This is a genomic window from Pseudomonas sp. RIT778 (assembly GCF_019718735.1).
GTDB lineage: Bacteria > Pseudomonadota > Gammaproteobacteria > Pseudomonadales > Pseudomonadaceae > Aquipseudomonas > Aquipseudomonas aphyarum.
The window spans coordinates 108,927-126,341 of the sequence record NZ_JAIHBA010000014.1 but is presented as its reverse complement, the minus strand read 5'-3'; the positions used below and the strand labels follow the sequence as shown (position 1 = coordinate 126,341).

Below are 17,415 nucleotides of genomic sequence, written 5' to 3'. Positions count from 1 at the left end.
CTTTTTATTGAAATACCTGAGTCTGTTATGCAAACAGATCGGCGCTCATAGTTCCCTGGCCTGATGGAGGCTGATGAGCGAACGACCATGAGCGAACGAATCCCCGTCCGAACCGTAGAAGCATCTCCCCAGATAAAAAAAGTACCGGCGCGCCCAATGAAGGCGAAACACGCCACCAGCGATAACCAGATTTTCACCCGCAGCTTCACCGGCCTGTTCCGCACCTTGCGCATGAGTGGCGCGGGTTTCCTGTTCCTGTTGTTTTTCGGCACGGTGTGGCTGAACTGGGGCGGTCGTCAGGCGGTGCTCTGGGACCTTTCCGAAAGCAAGTTCCACATCTTTGGCGCGACCTTCTGGCCACAGGATTTCATTCTGCTGTCGGCGCTGCTGATCATCGCCGCGTTCGGCCTGTTCGCGATTACCGTGTTCGCCGGCCGGGTGTGGTGTGGCTACACCTGCCCGCAGAGTTCGTGGACGTGGATCTTCATGTGGTGCGAGAAGATCACCGAAGGCGAACGCAACCAGCGGATCAAGCTGCAAGCGGCGCCCTGGAGCCTGAACAAACTCGCCCGGCGCGCGGCCAAGCACACGCTGTGGCTGGCGATCAGCGTGCTGACCGGTCTGACTTTCGTTGGCTACTTCACCCCGATCCGGCCGCTGGCCGAAGAGTTGCTGACCTTGCAGATCGGCGGTGTCAGCCTGTTCTGGGTGCTGTTCTTTACCGCCGCCACTTACATCAATGCCGGCTGGCTGCGTGAGGCGGTGTGCATGCACATGTGTCCATATGCGCGGTTCCAGAGCGTGATGTTCGACAAGGACACGCTGGCGATTTCCTACGACGTGGCCCGTGGCGAAAACCGTGGCCCGCGCAAACGCGAGGTGAAACCGGCCGAAGCTGGCCTCGGCGATTGCATCGACTGCCAGTTGTGCGTGCAGGTCTGCCCGACCGGCATCGACATCCGCGACGGCCTGCAAATGGAATGCATCGGCTGCGCAGCGTGCATCGACGCCTGCGACTCGATCATGGACAAGATGAATTACGCCCGAGGCCTGATTCGCTATACCTCCGAGCGTGAGTTGCAGGGTGGCAAGACGCACTTGCTGCGTCCGCGACTGATCGGCTACGTCGCGGTGCTGGTGGTGATGATTGGCGCCCTCGCTTTGGCGTTGGTCGAACGGCCGATGGTGTCGCTGGACGTGACCAAGGACCGTGGCCTGTTCCGCGAGAATGGTCAGGGTCAGATCGAAAACATCTACACCCTCAAGGTCATCAACAAGACCCAGCACCGCCAGGATTACATCCTGACGCTGGTGGACGGGGAAGGCTTCCAGCTGCAAGGCAAGACCGAACTGAGCCTGGCGCCGGGCGAAATTGTCGATGTGCCGGTGTCGGTGGCGATGACCACCGAACGTGCGGCCAGCAGTTCGCAGACCTTGAGCTTCAAGATTGCCGACAGTGATGAGCCAGAGATTTATAGCGTGGCGAAGAGCCGGTTTGTTGCTCCGATGAATCGCTGATCCCTTAGACTGCGGCGCAGCCATTCGCGAGCAAGCTCACTCCCACAGGGGTATGCGGTCAACTGTGGGAGCGAGCTTGCTCGCGAATGAAGGCGAAACGGTCTTTCAGAATGAAATCAATCCGGACCCAAGATGAAACGCTACGAAAAATTCGCCGACGACATCGCTGAACTGATCCGCTCCGGCGTCCTCGGCCCCGGTCAGCGGGTGCCGTCGGTGCGCTACGCAAGCCAGACTTACGGCGTCAGCCCGTCCACGGTATTCCAGGCCTACTACCTGCTGGAACGTCGCGGCCTGATCCGCGCCCGGCCCCGCTCTGGCTACTTCGTCAACACCCACGCCCCGAGCCCATTCTCGGAGCCAGTCATCAGCAGCCAGGTCAACGAGTCCACCAAGGTCGACGTCAGCGAACTGGTGTTCTCTGTGCTCGAGTCGATCAAGGACCCGAGCACCGTGCCGTTCGGCTCAGCGTTCCCCAGCCCGACCCTGTTCCCGCTGCAACGCCTGTCCCGCTCACTGGCCAGCGCCGCCCGGGAAATGGACCCGCGCATGGTGGTCACCGACATGTCGCCGGGCAACCCGCAACTGCGGCGGCAGATCGCCCTGCGCTACATGGTCGGCGGCCTGATGCTGCCGATGGAAGAACTGCTGATCACCAACGGCGCCCTCGAGGCCCTGAACCTGTGCCTGCAAGCGGTCACCGAACCCGGCGATCTGGTGGCCATCGAAGCCCCGGCGTTTTACGCCAGCCTGCAAGTGCTCGAACGCCTGAAGCTCAAAGCCGTGGAAATCCCCGTGCACCCGCGCGACGGCATCGACCTCGGCGTGCTCGCCCAGACACTCGAGCGGCACCCGATCAAGGCCTGCTGGTGCATGACCAGTTTCCAGAACCCGATGGGCGCGACCATGCCCGAGGCCAAGAAACAGGAACTGGTGGAACTGCTGAAACAGCATCAGGTGCCGCTGATCGAAGACGACGTCTACGCCGAACTCTATTACGGCCAGCAGGCACCGAAACCGGCCAAGGCCTTCGACACCGAAGGTCTGGTGATGCATTGCGGCTCGTTCGCCAAAAGCCTGGCCCCCGGCTACCGTATCGGCTGGGTCGCCGCCGGGCGCTACGCGCAGAAAATCGAACGGTTGAAACTGATGACCTCGCTGTGCGCTTCGATGCCGGCCCAAGCAGCCATCGCCGACTACCTGCAACACGGCGGCTACGACCGCCATCTGCGCAAACTGCGCTACGCCCTCGAAGAACAGCAAAGCGCCATGCTCGCCGCCATCGCCCGCTACTTCCCTGCACAGACGCGTGTGAGCCAACCGGCCGGCGGTTACTTCCTGTGGCTGGAACTGCCACCGCAGATGGATTCGTTGAAGTTGTTTCAGATGGCGTTGGCACAGGGGATCAGCATTGCGCCGGGGCCGATTTTTTCGCCGACCCAAAGATTCAGGAATTGCATTCGTTTGAACTACGGCAGCCCGTGGACCGAGGATGCGGAGAAGGCAATGGAGACGTTGGGGCGGATTGTGCGGTCGTTCTGACAATCACTTTCCGTGTTGATCGTTCCCACGTCGAGGCGTCGAACCGTCCGCGTGGGAATGCCTCAAGGGACGCTCCGCGTTCCAGCTTTGGAAGGGACGCGGAGCGTCCCGGGCTGCATTCCCACGCGGAGCGTGGGAACGATCATAGAGGTTTAGCGCCCACCGCCGAGATCGACAAAAGTCCCCGTCGCATACGAAGCCTTGTCCGACAGCAACCACACAATCGCCTCCGCCACTTCATCCGGCCGCCCGCCCCGGGCCATCGGAATCGCCGACTCCAGCTTGCTGACCCGATCCGGGTCGCCGCTCAACGCGTGGAAATCGGTATAGATGTAACCCGGACGCACCGCATTCACCCGAATCCCCTCGCCCGCCACTTCCTTGGACAGACCGATGGTGAACGTATCCAGCGCGCCTTTGGACGCTGCGTAATCGACGTACTCATTGGGTGAGCCCAGCCGCGCAGCAACCGAGGAGACGTTGACGATGCTGCCGCCCTGCCCGCCATGTTTTGGCGACATGCGCAGGATCGCGTGCTTGGCGCAGAGGATCGGTGCCAGGACGTTGGTTTTCATGATTTTGAGGATGCGGAATTCGGACATTTCGTCGACCCGGGATTTTTGCCCCACGGTGCCGGCGTTGTTGACCAGGGCGGTGACCCGGCCCAGTTCGCTGTCGACCCGATTGAACAGCGCGATCACTTCGTCTTCGATACTGACATCGGCACGGACCGCAATGGCCGTGGCGCCGCGTTCACGCACCTGATCGAGCACGTGGTGAGCGGCCTGTTCGTCCGTCTGGTAATTGATGCAGATCCGGTAGCCTTGCTCGGCAGCCAACAACGCAGTGGCGGCGCCGATTCCACGACCGCCGCCGGTGATCACAATGACTTTATCCATGCTGGCCTTTCCCCCGATGCACACGTAACAGTCGGGGCAAGAATAACCGTCATTGCAGGGTTTTGCATGACCTGCGATTAGTGACTCAGTTCACCGCCAATGGTTTGCCGCGCACGATGTTCTGCAGGAAGCGATCCGCCGGCATCGGGTGACCGAGCAGATAACCTTGCAGCGAATCGCAGCCCAGTTGCGTGAGGAAATCCTGCTGCGAGTCGGTCTCCACACCTTCAGCCACGATGCGCAGGCCCAGCGCCTGACCGAGGGCGACGATCGCCGAGACGATGGCCGCGTCATCGCTGTCGTGCTCCAGATCGCGGACAAAACCGCGATCGATCTTCAGCTCGTTGGCCGGCAGACGCTTGAGGTACATCAGGCTCGAATAACCGGTGCCGAAGTCGTCGATGGACAGGTCGACGCCCATGTCGGACAGCTCCTGCAACACCGTCATGCTCGCGTCGGCGTCGCTCATGGCGGTAGTTTCGGTGATTTCCAGGGTCAGGCTGTTGGCCGGCAGATGGTGAGTCGCCAGGGCTTTGGCGACGCTGCGCACCAGCCCTGTATGGCAGAACTGCAACGCCGACAGGTTCACCGCGATCCGCCAGTCGGTGTAGCCCAGCACATACCACTCGCGCATCTGCCGGCAGGCTTCGTTGAGCACCCACTCGCCAATCGGAATGATCAGCCCGGTCTTCTCCGCCAGATCGATGAACTTGTCCGGCATCAGCATGCCGTGGGTCGGATGTTCCCAGCGCAACAGCGCCTCGGCACCGACCGGACGACCGTCAGCCGCATGGAATTTGGGTTGGTAATGCAGGCTGAACTCACTGTGTTCCAGCGCTGCGCGCAAGTCCTGCAGTAATTGCAGTTGCTTGCGCGCGTTGCTGTTCATCGAAGCGTCGAAGAAGCTGTAGCCGTTCTTGCCGCCGCCCTTGGCGTGATACATCGCGGCGTCGGCGTTCATCAGCAGTTCCTGGGCGCTCTGGCCGTTGCCCGGGTACAGGGCGATGCCGACGCTGGCGGAAATCTGCAGCTCATGTTCGGCGACCCGGAACGACTGCGCGATCAGGCCGACCTGACGCGCGGCCAGGCTCAATGCATCGTTGGGCTCGGTCAGGCGCACCAGCAGGACAAACTCATCGCCGCCGATCCGCGCCAGCGTGTCGAGACTGCGCAAATCTTCACGCAGACGTATTCCCACTTCGCGCAGTAACTGGTCGCCCATGTGGTGACCGAAAGCGTCGTTGACCGGTTTGAAGCCGTCCAGATCGATGAACATCAGCGCAAAACAGCCGCCCTGCTCGTTGACCTTCTTCATCGCCTGATTGATCCGGTCGTCCAGCAGCATGCGGTTCGGCAGGCCGGTCAGGGTGTCGTGCAGGGCCAGTTGGGTGAGTTCGCGGTTGGCCACGGTCAACGAATGGGCCAGATCAGCCGTGCGGGCTTCGAGGCGCGCGTCGAGAATCGAGGTCAGCAGCGCGATGGCCAGCACCGCCAGCGTGGTGATCAGCACCAGATTGTCGAGGCCGTTGCCGTTCAGGCCGCTGAGTGCCGCGCCGCAAAAACTGCCATCAGGAAACCGCGCCGCTGCCATGCCGGTGTAGTGCATGCCGACAATCGCCACGCCCATGACAATCGCCGCCCCGGCACGGAACAACCGCACGTAAGGCGACTGCTGACGCAGACGAAAGGCGATCCACAACGCTGCCGCCGACGCGCCAACGGCGATCAGCAGCGAGGCGCCGAACAGTGTCGGATCGTAGTAGATGCCCGGCTGCATGCGCATCGCGGCCATGCCGGTGTAATGCATCGCGCTGATGCCGGCGCCCATGATCAACGCGCCAAAGGCCAGCTGCCAGGCTGGCAGTTTCGGCTGGCTGACCAGCCACAGGGCAAAACCGCAGGACAGCACGGCGATCAGCAATGAAAGCGCCGTGATTGAAATGTCGTAACCGAGGCTGATCGGCAGCTTGAACGCCAGCATGCCAATGAAGTGCATCGACCAGACGCCGATGCCCATGGCAAACGCCCCGCCGGCCGTCCATAAATGCACGGCGCGGCCCTTGGCAGTGGCAATGCGCCCGGTGAGATCGAGCGCGGTGTAGGAAGCGAGGATCGCCACACACAGCGAAATGAAAACCAGCGTGAAGGAATAGCTACCGATGAGCATGAGAATTCTCGTGACCACCCCGCCGTACTGCGTCCGTTCTCAGCGGGGCCAAATGCGCCGATTGTACTGATTGCACAGAAGAACGCACTGACAAAGTAATCAAATGGCCATCAACCCGATGAAACGCTTGTTTGATCGTCTTACAAGGCTCTGGCACGGCAATCGGGATTGAACATCTTTCCGGTGTGAGCAGCAGAACTCGAGCATTTAAGGAAAGCACCGAGCAGGCTCGGAAGTACGTGCCGTGTGCGTTTTTATTCTGATGGAAGCCCTCCGAAGTTAAGACCGTTTATCGGAATGGCCCTGCTACCTGTAAGTTCTGACAGTTGTGCGCGGTCGTCACTGGATATCTGATAACTCATCGGCCCATTACTCGCCCACAGAGGGATCAGTCCATGCCTAGCTCAACGCCCCCTTCGCAATCCACGTTGGTACTGTATCCGGCACGTATTTCACTTGCGACCGCTCCCATAATCGGGGCTCACTACGGTGTACTCCGGGCTATCTACGATTTGATGCCCAAGGGCTGTGAGGTAGTGGTTGACGCGTTTTGGGGGCAACAGCAAGGTGACGAAGTTCGTTTAAACCTGAACGGCCAGACCAATATCGCCCGTGCCACGACTCAGGGAACCAGTGATTCGGTCAAGCTTTACATTCTCCATGGCCTGCTAATTCCAGGCATCGTCAATCGATTGACCTACACCGTGATGCGCGGCAGTTCAAACCAGGGAACCTCTGAGCCACCTGTAGAAATCATTTATAACAAGGAGGGACCCGGTAAACAGGACGTCACACCCGGCGACGGTGCAAATTCTTCTTTGAAGCTGCTGCTGCCGAAAGAAATCACGGACGGTGTCGGTCCGGGATTCACCGGAGCCATCGTGTGTGTGGAATATGCATGGTGCCGTGCGCATGACCGTATTCGGCTCAATTGTAATGGCCATGATGTATTTCACACGGTCACTGAAAATCAGGCCCCGCCTCCACCCGCTCATGGTTCAGCCACTCCCACCCGGATCTGCTTCAAAGTCACCAGCGCCGATTTGAAAGACGATCCTGAGTTCATGTTTTCCTTTACGGTAAATGATCAACTCAAAAATGGTCCGGATTCTGATGCACCATGGTCAGCCGTCGAGAAAGTAGTTGTAGATCAGGCGGGCACACTGCTGGCAGCGCCTATCCCTCGAGAAATCCCCAGTGATACGAGCGATGACAAAACCACCATCAGTTTGAAGAAACTGGGAGCCAACCCGCTATCTCTGATCATTTTGACGCAACACCAACGTTTTGAGGCGGGTGACACAATCAAAGCGAAATACATCACCCGATTAGATGGCGTGCCGGATGAAATAACCGATGCAACTGGCGTTGTGGAAGAGGATGAACTGGGGCAGAAAAAAGCCTGCGTACTCAAGATTCCAAACGAGAAAGTCATCCCCAAAAGTACTGCACTGATGACCTACGAGTTGTTCAGAAATAACGTTTCGCAGGGGACTTCCAGAATCGCATCGGCAATTGTCGAAGCCTTTGTACCGCTGTCCGTTGACACTTCACTACTTCGGCTGAAGGGGTTAAAGGTCGTAGGCTCTTACCTAGGGACACCGAATGGTGTTGACGCAATTGATACCACCGCAACACGACTCCCGGTTGGTGGTGTTGAACCGTACACGTTCGAATCAACCTCCAATGCGTTTCAAGCAGCGGCTGATGGCAAGGTGACTGCCGTGTGGAATGGTACAGGCGAGATCGTCATACGTGACAAGGTTGGCAGTGAAGTCAGATACTCCGCGCATGCTGAGAATATCCATGCACTCCGTGTCTTCCATGGCGGATACCCGTGGACTTACCCGAAATATTCGGCTTGGATCAATCAGAATGGACATTTTGGGCTGACCGCCAACTTACGTGCAGTATTGCAACGGTGCTATTCATACCCATGGATCAAATGGGATCAACCTCAGCATCCCGAAGCCTGGACAGGCGCCGCTGCGGGCGAAGTTTACAATGACACGTCGAAAACTTTTTATACCGCGGACATTAACTCAAGCAAAGACTATGGGCTGGGTTTTTATAAAGTGCCTGCGATACCGGATACGGGATCGATGGGTGCGATGGGAATCGAGGAGCAAGATCAGGACATGTCGATTATTCAAGCACCTTTGCCAGAGTAAACCTCAAGGTCAGAGGAGTAACCCAAGCAGCGGTAGACCAATCTTCAATGGTCTACCGCAAAAGGCAGGGTGCCTGCTACATCCTGATAACAGCCCTGAGGGAGGTCAGATCACTGCACGCTATTCGCCGGGGTTTCCAGCTGCCCGTCCCAACCACCGCCCAACGCCGCGATCAACTGCACACTGGCGATCAAACGGCTCTGCAGGATATTCAGGACAGTGCGTTCATTGCTCAGCGCCGTCGCCTGAACCACCACCACATCGAGATAAGCAATCACTCCGGCCTTGTACTGGTTTTCGGTCAGGCGCAACGAATCCCGTGCTGCATCAAGGGCTTCCTGGCGCACGGCCGCTTCGTCTTCGTACACCTTCAACTGCACCAGATAGTTTTCCACTTCGCGGAAGCCATCGAGCACGGTCTGGCGGTATTTGGCCACGGTCTGGTCGTACACCGCTTCGGTGCGATCGACCTCAGCGGAGCGGATGCCGCCGTCGAATAGCGGCAGGGTCATTTTCGGCCCCACCGACCAGAAGCGGTTCGGCAGGCTGATCAGGTTCTGCGAGGTACTGCTGCTGTAGCCGCCGCTCATGCTCAGGCTAAAGTCCGGGTAATACGCGGCCTTGGCCACGCCGATGTTGGCGTTGGCAGCGATCACCGAACGCTCGGCCGAGGCGATGTCCGGGCGGCGCTCGAGCAACTGCGACGGCAGGCTCAGGGGGATCTGCGGCAGCTTGGGAATGTCCTGGGTTTCGGCAATGTTGAATTCGGCGGGCGGCTGGCCGGTCAGTACCGCGATGGCGTTTTCAAACTGCGCCCGTTGCCAGATCAGGTCCACCAGATCGCCCTGAGTGGTTTTCAGCTGGGTCTGCGCCTGCGCCACCGCGTCCCGCCCGGAAACCCCGGCGTTGTACTGGTTCATGGTCATTTTCAGCGAGCGCTCGTAAGCCGCCACTGTCGATTCGAGCAAACGTTTCTGCTGATCGATGACCCGCAATTGCAGGTAGTTCTGCACCAGCTCGGACTGCTGGCTCAGACGCATCGCCGCCAGATCGGCGTAGCTCGCCTGGGCGCTGGCTTCATTGGCTTCCAGGCCACGGCGCAATTTGCCCCAGACATCCGCTTCCCAACTCACGCCCAGTTGCGCGTTGTAGGTGTCACGAATACCGCTGGAGGAACTGCTCAGGCTTGAACTGCTGCTGCCGGTGCCCTGACTGGAGCGGGTCTTGCCAGCGCTTAGATCAACGCTCGGATAAAACGCCCCGCGCGCGCTGCGCACCAAGGCCTGGGCCTGACGGTACTGGGCTTCGGACTGGGCGACGGTCTGGTTGGAGCTGTTGAGTTTCTCAATCAGCTCGTTGAGCTGACGGTCGCCATACAGTTCCCACCAGGCGCCGCGTGCCAGGGAATCGCTCGGGTTGGCCTGACGCCAGCCTTCGGCTTCCTTGTACTGGGCGATTTCGGCGGTCTGCGGGCGCTGGTAGTCCGGGCCGACGGCGCAGGCACTGAGCATCGCCACGCACAGCGACAGGCTCAGCAGACGCGAGCCGCGAACGCTAGCCAGATTGATAAGCGAACGGTCAGTCATAGCGGAGTTTCCAGAGCGGCATCGGTGCGCACGCCACGCCATTTGTTGAAACGATGGCGCAGCTTGTCGAGATAGAGGTAAACCACAGGCGTGGTGTAAAGGGTCAGCACCTGGCTGAAGACCAGCCCGCCGATGATGGTCAGGCCCAGCGGCTGGCGCATTTCCGCGCCTTCGGCCCGGCTCAGCAGTAACGGCAAGGCGCCAAGGATCGCCGCCAGCGTGGTCATCAGGATCGGCCGCAAGCGTTGCAGACAGGCGCTGCGGATCGATTCCAGCGGCGCCATGCCTTGATGACGTTCAAGTTGCAGCGCCAGGTCGATCATCAGGATCGCGTTCTTCTTCACCACGCCAATCAGCAGGAACAGCCCGAGCAGCGAGATCAGGCTGAACTCGCCGCCCAGCACGTAGATCGACAGCAACGCGCCGACCCCGGCCGACGGCAGCGTCGACAGGATCGTCAGCGGGTGAATGTAGCTTTCATACAGCACGCCCAGCACCAGATACACCGCCAGCAGCGCACCAAGAATCATGAACGGCTGGCTCTTCTGGGTGGCGGCGAACGCATCGGCGGTGCCGGCCATTTTCACGATCACGTCTTCCGGCAGGCCGAGCCTGGCAATCGCCCGCTCGATGGCGGCGCTGCCCTGCTCCACCGTCACACCTTCGGCCATGTCGAAGGAAATGCTCTCGGAGGCGAACTGGCCTTCGTGGCTGACCCGGTCATCTTCCAGGCTGTTTTCATAATGAGCGAAGGTCGACAACGGAATCCGCGCGCCGTCGGCGGTAATCACCTGAACCTGCTTGAGCGTCACCGGATCCTGAGCGTATTTCGGATTGACCTCCATCACCACCTGATACTGGTTGAGGCTGTCGTAGATCGTGGAGATCTGCCGCTGGCTGTAGGCGTTGTTGAGCACCGCCGTGACCATTTCCATATCCACGCCCAGGCGCTTGGCCTGATCGCGGTCGACGATCAACGTCACCTGCTGCGCACCCGCGCCTTCGCGGGCGTCGATGGCGGTCAGCTCGGGCAAGGCCCGCAGCGCGGTGACCACTTTCGGGTACCACTCGCGCAAAGCGCCCAGATCACCACTTTGCAGGATGTAGCTGTATTGCGAAGTGGTCTGCTCGCGACCACCACCGAATTGCAGATCCTGGTCGGCCATCAGCATCAACTGCGCACCGGCCACCTTGGGCATTTCCTTGCGCAGGCGCTCGATGACTTTCTGCGCCGACAGGTTGCGTTCCTTGATCGGTTTCAGGCGTACCAGCATGAAGGCGTTGTTGGTGCCGTTGGTGCCACCGATGAACCCGGCCACACTCTCGACCGCTTCGTCCTTGAGCACGGCACGGCGGAAGACTTCCATTTTCGGCTGCATCACGCTGAACGACAGACCGTCGTCACCGCGCACGAAGCCGATCAACTGGCCGGTGTCCTGCTGCGGCATGAAGGTTTTCGGCACCACCACATAGAGAGCGACGTTGACCCCGACGGTGATGATCAGGCTCAGCAGAGTCAGGCGGCGGTGACGCAACACCCAGTCGAGGCTGGTGGCGTACTTGCCGACCATCCAGTCGTTGGTCCGGCGGCTCCAGCGTTGCAGACGGTTTTCCTCGCCCGGCGTATGGGGTTTGAGCCAGCGGGCGCAGAGCATCGGGGTCAGCGTCAGGGAAACCACCAGCGACACCACGATGGCCGCGGCCAGGGTGATGGAAAACTCGCGGAACAGACTTTCGATGATCCCGCCCATGAACAGGATCGACAGGAACACCGCCACCAGCGAGACGTTCATCGACAGCAAAGTAAACCCGACTTCCTTGGCCCCGAGGTACGCGGCTTTCATCGGTTTGACGCCTTCGTCGATGTGCCGGGAAATGTTCTCCAGCACCACGATGGCGTCGTCCACCACCAGCCCGGTGGCGAGAATCAGCGCCATCAGCGACAGGTTGTTCAGCGAGAATCCGTAGAGGTACATCACCGCAAAGGTGCCGACCAGCGACACCGGCACCGCCAACGTCGGAATCAGGGACGCGCGGAAATTGCCGAGGAACAGGAACACCACTAGGATCACCAGCGCCACGGCGATCAGCAGGGTCATTTCCGCTTCGTGCAGGGTGGCCTTGATCACCGGTGAGCGGTCCATCGCCAGGTTCAGTTTGACGCTGGCCGGCAGCACCGCCTGCAACGCCGGCAACTGCGCCTTGATCTCGTTGACCGTCTCGATGATGTTGGCGCCGGCCTGGCGGTTGATCACCAGCAGCACCGCCGCGTCATCGTTGAAGAAACCGCTGTTGTAGCGGTCTTCCACGCCATCGCTGACCTTGGCCACGTCTTTCAGACGCAGGGCCGCGCCGCCGTTGTAGTGGATGATCAGCGATTCGTAATCCTTGGCTTTCTCCAACTGGTCGTTGGCCTGAATCTGCCACAGACGCTGGTCGTCCTCGACCGAACCCTTGGGCCGGCGCACGTTGGCTTCGGCAATGGTCTTGCGCACATCGTCCAGTGCCACGCCGTACTGGTTCAGTGCCTGGGGTTCGAGTTCAATGCGCACCGCTGGCAACGAGCTGCCGCCGATCTGCACTTCGCCGACGCCCTGCACCTGGGACAGGCTCTGGGACAGAATGGTCGACGCCAGGTCATAGAGCTGACCCTTTTCCAGTACGTCCGAAGTCAGCGACAACACCATGATCGGTGCCTGCGACGGGTTGACCTTCTTGTAGGTCGGCATGCTGCGCATCCCGCTCGGCAGCAGGTTGCGCGAGGCGTTGATCGCCGCCTGCACTTCCCGCGCCGCGCCGTTGATGTCGCGGTCGAGGTCGAACTGCAGAATCACCCGGGTCGAGCCCTGGCTGGAACGGCTGCTCATGGTGTTGACGCCGGCGATGGCGCCGAACGAGCGCTCCAGCGGCGTGGCCACGGTGGACGCCATGACTTCCGGACTGGCGCCGGGCAGGCTCGCCTGCACCACGATCACCGGGAAGTCCATTTGCGGCAGCGGCGACACCGGCAGCAGACCGAAGCTCACACCGCCCAGCAGCATGATCGCCAGGCTCAGGAGCATGGTCGCCACCGGGCGCTTGATGAAAGGACCGGACAGGTTCATGGCTGTTCCACCGGCTCCACGGCCGAAGGAGCACGGCCCCAGCGCCGGCCGAGACGATCGAAGTACAGGTAGATCACCGGCGTGGTGAACAGCGTCAGCACCTGACTCACCAGCAACCCGCCGACCATCACCAGACCCAGTGGTTGACGCAATTCAGCACCGGAACCAGTAGCGAGCATCAACGGCACCGCACCGAACAGCGCAGCCAGCGTGGTCATCAGAATCGGCCGGAAGCGCAACAGCGCCGCCTGATAAATCGCCTGCTCCGGCGCCATACCCTGAGTGCGTTCGGCGTCGAGGGCGAAGTCGATCATCATGATCGCGTTTTTCTTAACAATACCGATCAGCAGAATGATGCCGATGATCGCGATCATCCCCAGGTCATTGCCGCTGAGCAGCAACGCCAGCAAGGCCCCGACTGCGGCCGACGGCAAGGTCGAGAGGATGGTGATCGGGTGAATGTAGCTCTCGTAGAGCACGCCGAGCACGATGTACATGGTCACCACCGCCGCCAGAATCAGCAGCAAGGTACTCGACAGCGACGCCTGGAACGCTTCGGCCGCGCCCTGGAACTGGGTCTGCACGCCGATCGGCATGCCGATGTCCTTCTGCACCTGCTCGATGATGTCCACCGCATGCCCCAGCGCCACGCCGGGTGCGAGGTTGAACGACATCATCACCGCCGGGAACTGGCCGATGTGGGTGATCGCCAGTTGCGCCTGACGTTCCTCGACGTGGGCCAGACTCGACAACCGCACCTGCCCGCCATCGGTGGTCTTGACGTGAATCTGATCCAGCGCCTGCGGACCGATCTTCTCCCCGGCCTGAGCCTGCAGCACCACGCGGTACTGGCTGGCCTGGGTGTAGATGGTCGAGATCTGCCGTTGGCCGAACGCGTCGTACAGCGCATCGGTGATGTTCGAGACCGACACACCCAGCCGTGAAGCGGCGTCGCGGTCGATCACCAGGAACACCTGCAATCCCTTGTCCTGCAAGTCGCTGGCAACGTCGGTCAGCTCCGGACGCCGAGCCAGGGCCTCGACCAGACGGCCGCTCCACAGGCTGAGCAATTCGGAATCCGGCGACGACATGCTGAACTGGTACTGCGTACGGCTGACGCGGTCTTCGATGGTCAAATCTTGCACCGGCTGCATGAACAGGCGGATGCCGACAAGCTTGTCCAGTTGCGGTTGCAGGCGGGCAATCACTTCGGTCGCCGTCAGATCACGCTGGCCATGGGGCTTGAGGTTGATCAGCAGCCGGCCGCTGTTGAGCGTGGCGTTGTCACCGTCGACACCGATATAGGACGACAGGCTTTCCACCGCCGGATCTTCGAGAATCACCTTGGCCAGCGCCTGCTGACGCTCGCCCATGGCGGCGAAGGAAATCGACTGCGGCGCTTCGGAAATGCCTTGGATCACCCCGGTATCCTGCACCGGGAAGAAGCCCTTGGGCACCACCATATAAAGGAACACGGTCAGGGCCAAGGTGCCGATGGCCACCAGCAGGGTCAGCGGCTGGTGCTTGAGCACCCACTGCAACTTGCGGCCGTAAGCGGCGATCATCCAGTCGATGAACGCACCGCTGGCACGGTAGAAACGGCCCTGCTCATGTGCTTCCGGCTCACGCTTGAGCAGACGCGCGCACATCATCGGTGTCAGGGTCAGCGAGACCACCAGGGAAATAAGGATCGCCACTGCCAGGGTGATGGCGAATTCGCGGAACAACCGCCCCACCACGTCGGCCATGAACAGCAGCGGAATCAGTACCGCGATCAGCGAAAGGGTCAGCGAAATCAGGGTGAAACCGATCTGTTTCGCGCCCTTGAGCGCCGCCTGCATCGGGCTGTCGCCCTCCTCGATGAAACGCGCGATGTTTTCCAGCATCACGATCGCATCGTCGACCACGAAACCGGTGGCGATGGTCAGCGCCATCAAGGTCAGGTTGTTGACCGAGAAGCCAGCGAGGTACATCACGCCAAACGTACCGATCAGCGACAGCGGCACAGCCACCGACGGAATGATCGTCGCACTGGCACGCCGCAGGAACAGGAACGTCACCATCACCACCAGAGCGATGGCGATCAGCAGTTCATGTTGCACGTCGGTGACCGAGGCACGGATGGTCTGGGTGCGGTCGGTCAGCACGACCACATCGAGACCGGCCGGCAGGTTGTCGGTGATGCTCGGCAGCAGTGCCTTGATCCGGTCGACCACCTCGATCACGTTGGCGCCCGGCTGACGCTGGATGTTCAGCAGCACGGCCTGATTCTGGTTGGCCCACGCCGCCAGACGCTCGTTCTCGGCGCCGTCGACGATCTGTGCGACATCCTTGAGCCGCAGCGGCGCGCCGTTGGCGTAGGCCAGGATCAGGTTGGCGTAATCCTTGGGCGAGGTCAGCTGGTCGTTGGCGTCGAGCATCGACACCCGGGTCGGGCCGTCAAAGTTACCCTTGGGCTGGTTGACGTTGGACGCACTGATCAGCGTGCGCACGTCCGACAGGTTCAGGCCGTTGGCCGCGAGCGCCTCGGGGTTGACCTTGATCCGCACCGCCTGACGCTGACCGCCGGCAATGCTGACCATGCCGACGCCGCTGATCTGGGCGATCTTCTGCGCCATGCGCGTATCGACCAGGTCATTGAGTTTGGGCAGCAGCATGGTTTTCGAGGTGATGGCCAGGGTCAGCACCGGGGTGTCCGCCGGGTTGACCTTGTTGTACACCGGCGGCGCCGGCAAGTCGGTCGGCAACAGGTTGGTCGCGGCGTTGATCGCGGCCTGCACTTGCTGTTCGGCGACGTCCATGTTGATGTCGAGGCTGAAACGCAGGGTCAGCACCGACGCGCCGCCGGAACTGGTCGAGGCCATTTGCGTGAGGCCCGGCATCTGCCCGAACTGACGTTCCAGCGGCGCGGTGACGGCGCTGGTCATCACGTCCGGACTGGCGCCCGGATACAGGGTCATGACCCGGATGGTCGGGTAATCGACCTGCGGCAAGGCCGAGACCGGCAGCAGGCGATAAGCGATCAGACCGGCCAGCACGATGGCCAGCATGCTCAGCGTGGTGGCGACCGGGCGGAGGATGAACAGGCGCGAAATGTTCATGCGCCCTTCTTGGCCTTTTCAGTGACGGTGGCGTCAGGCGCGGTGGCGGCGGACTTGCCTTGCAGGTGTTCGGTCGGGGTGGTCGGCACATCCTTGCTGTCGTTGACCACTTCCACTTCGCTGCCTTCCTTCAGGCGGTCGGTGCCTTCCAGCACCACCCGATCGCCGGCGGCCAGACCTTCGGTGATCACGGTGTTTTCGCCATCGCTGGCGCCGATTTTCAATTGGCGGATGGTGACTTTCTTGTCGCCGTCCAGCGCGTAGACAAAGGTGCCGTTGGTGCCGAACTGAATGGCGGCCGACGGAGCCAGCACCACACCTTTCAGGGTGTCAGCCAGCAAATGAACGTTGACGAACTGGTTGGGGAACAGCGACTGATCGCGGTTCTCGTAGCGCGCCTTGAATTTCAGGGTGCCGGTGGTCACGTCGATCTGGTTGTCGAGGCTTTGCAGTACACCGGTGGCTTGCAGTTTGGTGTCGCCACGATCCCAAGCCTCGGCCGGCAGTTTGGCGCCGCTGCGGTAGCGGGCGAGTACGGTTTCCAGGCTGTTTTCCGGCAAGGTGAAGGCGACGCTGATCGGCTGGGTCTGGGTGATGACTGCGAGGAACGTGGTGTCGTTGGCCGCTACGAGGTTGCCAACGTCGAGCTGACGCAGGCCGACGCGACCGGCAATCGGTGCGCGGATCTTGGTGAATTCGAGATTGAGCTTGGCGTCGTTGACCGCCGCCTGATTGGTTTTCACGGTGCCGAGGTATTGGCCGACCAGCGCTTCAGCGGTGTCCAGCGTCTGCTTGGCGATGCTGTCTTCCTTGTAAAGACCGCGATAACGCTCCACATCGACCTGGGCATTCTTCAACTGCGCCTGATTCTGCAGCAAGGTGCCTTCAGCCTGGAGCAAGGCGTTCTGGTACGGGCGCGGGTCGATCTCCGCCAGCAGGTCTCCGGCCTTGACCATCTGCCCTTCCTCGAAATAGATCTTTACCAACTCGCCGCCAACCCGGCTGCGCACATTGATGGTGTTGAGCGCCGTCACCGTGCCCAGCGCCTTGTAGTACAGCGGGAAGTCCCCGGTGACTGCCGGCGCCACGCGCACCGGAATCGGCCCGCCCGCCCCGCCGAAGCCCGGACGCATCATCCCCGAACGGCCGGTGTGGCCGGCCTGCGCCTTCTCGCCGCCCTCCTTGTGGGTCGAACCGGCGGGCCAGAATTTCCAGCACAGACCGGCAATGACCAGCAGGACAAGCAGGCTCAACAGCCAGCGACGGGAATTTCGGGAAGACGATTGCATGGAGTGATTAACCATTGGGCGCGTGGGCTTCTTTTACG

At 60.9% G+C, this 17,415-nt stretch carries 9 protein-coding genes; 3 read left to right on the top strand and 6 right to left on the bottom strand.

The features are described from left to right. Positions 1-87 precede the first annotated feature (87 nt). Together ccoG and mapR are read left to right on the top strand one after the other, a co-directional pair. A complete protein-coding gene (gene ccoG, locus K5E37_RS11210) occupies positions 88-1,518 on the top strand; it encodes a cytochrome c oxidase accessory protein CcoG (RefSeq protein WP_221533832.1) in 1,431 nt (476 codons plus the stop codon). Positions 1,519-1,650: 132 nt separating this feature from the next. Continuing rightward, positions 1,651-3,060 carry a GntR family transcriptional regulator MpaR gene (gene mapR, locus K5E37_RS11205; protein ID WP_039772397.1) on the top strand — a complete coding sequence of 470 codons (1,410 nt, stop codon included), beginning with the start codon at positions 1,651-1,653 and terminating at the stop codon, positions 3,058-3,060. 152 nt (positions 3,061-3,212) lie between these two features. Here the strand turns inward: mapR and K5E37_RS11200 are convergent, their stop codons facing one another. Both K5E37_RS11200 and K5E37_RS11195 read right to left on the bottom strand, forming a co-directional pair. Next, complete coding sequence (locus K5E37_RS11200) at positions 3,213-3,959, bottom strand: SDR family oxidoreductase (RefSeq protein WP_007955033.1); 747 nt, start codon at positions 3,957-3,959, stop codon at positions 3,213-3,215. A gap of 85 nt (positions 3,960-4,044) precedes the next feature. Beyond that, positions 4,045-6,126, bottom strand: coding sequence for a bifunctional diguanylate cyclase/phosphodiesterase (locus tag K5E37_RS11195; protein ID WP_221533831.1), 2,082 nt, complete (start codon positions 6,124-6,126; stop codon positions 4,045-4,047). A 395-nt stretch (positions 6,127-6,521) separates the two neighbouring features. Between K5E37_RS11195 and K5E37_RS11190 the strand changes: the two genes are divergently transcribed. After that, positions 6,522-8,297 carry a hypothetical protein gene (locus K5E37_RS11190; RefSeq protein ID WP_085604091.1) on the top strand — a complete coding sequence of 592 codons (1,776 nt, stop codon included), beginning with the start codon at positions 6,522-6,524 and terminating at the stop codon, positions 8,295-8,297. Positions 8,298-8,407: 110 nt separating this feature from the next. On the opposite strand, the gene K5E37_RS11185 is transcribed toward K5E37_RS11190, so the two are convergent. From K5E37_RS11185 to K5E37_RS11170, 4 genes are read right to left on the bottom strand one after another with little or no spacing between them, the layout of a single operon-like run. Further along, on the bottom strand, positions 8,408-9,883 hold the full coding sequence (locus K5E37_RS11185; RefSeq protein ID WP_221533830.1) for an efflux transporter outer membrane subunit: 1,476 nt from the start codon (positions 9,881-9,883) through the stop codon (positions 8,408-8,410). Beyond that, positions 9,880-12,987 carry an efflux RND transporter permease subunit gene (locus K5E37_RS11180; protein ID WP_007955052.1) on the bottom strand — a complete coding sequence of 1,036 codons (3,108 nt, stop codon included), beginning with the start codon at positions 12,985-12,987 and terminating at the stop codon, positions 9,880-9,882. Before K5E37_RS11180 ends, K5E37_RS11185 begins: the two co-directional genes overlap by 4 nt. Continuing rightward, the gene (locus K5E37_RS11175; protein ID WP_221533829.1) at positions 12,984-16,088 is read right to left on the bottom strand and encodes an MdtB/MuxB family multidrug efflux RND transporter permease subunit; all 3,105 of its coding nucleotides are present in this window, start codon (positions 16,086-16,088) and stop codon (positions 12,984-12,986) included. The genes K5E37_RS11180 and K5E37_RS11175 overlap by 4 nt, the downstream gene beginning before the upstream one ends. Continuing rightward, the gene (locus tag K5E37_RS11170; protein WP_127797994.1) at positions 16,085-17,392 is read right to left on the bottom strand and encodes an MdtA/MuxA family multidrug efflux RND transporter periplasmic adaptor subunit; all 1,308 of its coding nucleotides are present in this window, start codon (positions 17,390-17,392) and stop codon (positions 16,085-16,087) included. The genes K5E37_RS11175 and K5E37_RS11170 overlap by 4 nt, the downstream gene beginning before the upstream one ends. Positions 17,393-17,415: the final 23 nt, after the last annotated feature.

Excerpts from the sequence above, each read along its gene's own strand:
- K5E37_RS11200 (WP_007955033.1), bottom strand. The coding sequence starts at position 3,959 with ATGGATAAAGTCATTGTGATCACCGGCGGCGGTCGTGGAATCGGCGCC.
- K5E37_RS11195 (WP_221533831.1), bottom strand. The coding sequence starts at position 6,126 with ATGCTCATCGGTAGCTATTCCTTCACGCTGGTTTTCATTTCGCTGTGT.
- K5E37_RS11170 (WP_127797994.1), bottom strand. The coding sequence starts at position 17,392 with ATGGTTAATCACTCCATGCAATCGTCTTCCCGAAATTCCCGTCGCTGG.
- ccoG (WP_221533832.1), top strand. The coding sequence starts at position 88 with ATGAGCGAACGAATCCCCGTCCGAACCGTAGAAGCATCTCCCCAGATA.
- K5E37_RS11190 (WP_085604091.1), top strand. The coding sequence starts at position 6,522 with ATGCCTAGCTCAACGCCCCCTTCGCAATCCACGTTGGTACTGTATCCG.
- K5E37_RS11185 (WP_221533830.1), bottom strand. The coding sequence starts at position 9,883 with ATGACTGACCGTTCGCTTATCAATCTGGCTAGCGTTCGCGGCTCGCGT.
- mapR (WP_039772397.1), top strand. The coding sequence starts at position 1,651 with ATGAAACGCTACGAAAAATTCGCCGACGACATCGCTGAACTGATCCGC.
- K5E37_RS11175 (WP_221533829.1), bottom strand. The coding sequence starts at position 16,088 with ATGAACATTTCGCGCCTGTTCATCCTCCGCCCGGTCGCCACCACGCTG.
- K5E37_RS11180 (WP_007955052.1), bottom strand. The coding sequence starts at position 12,987 with ATGAACCTGTCCGGTCCTTTCATCAAGCGCCCGGTGGCGACCATGCTC.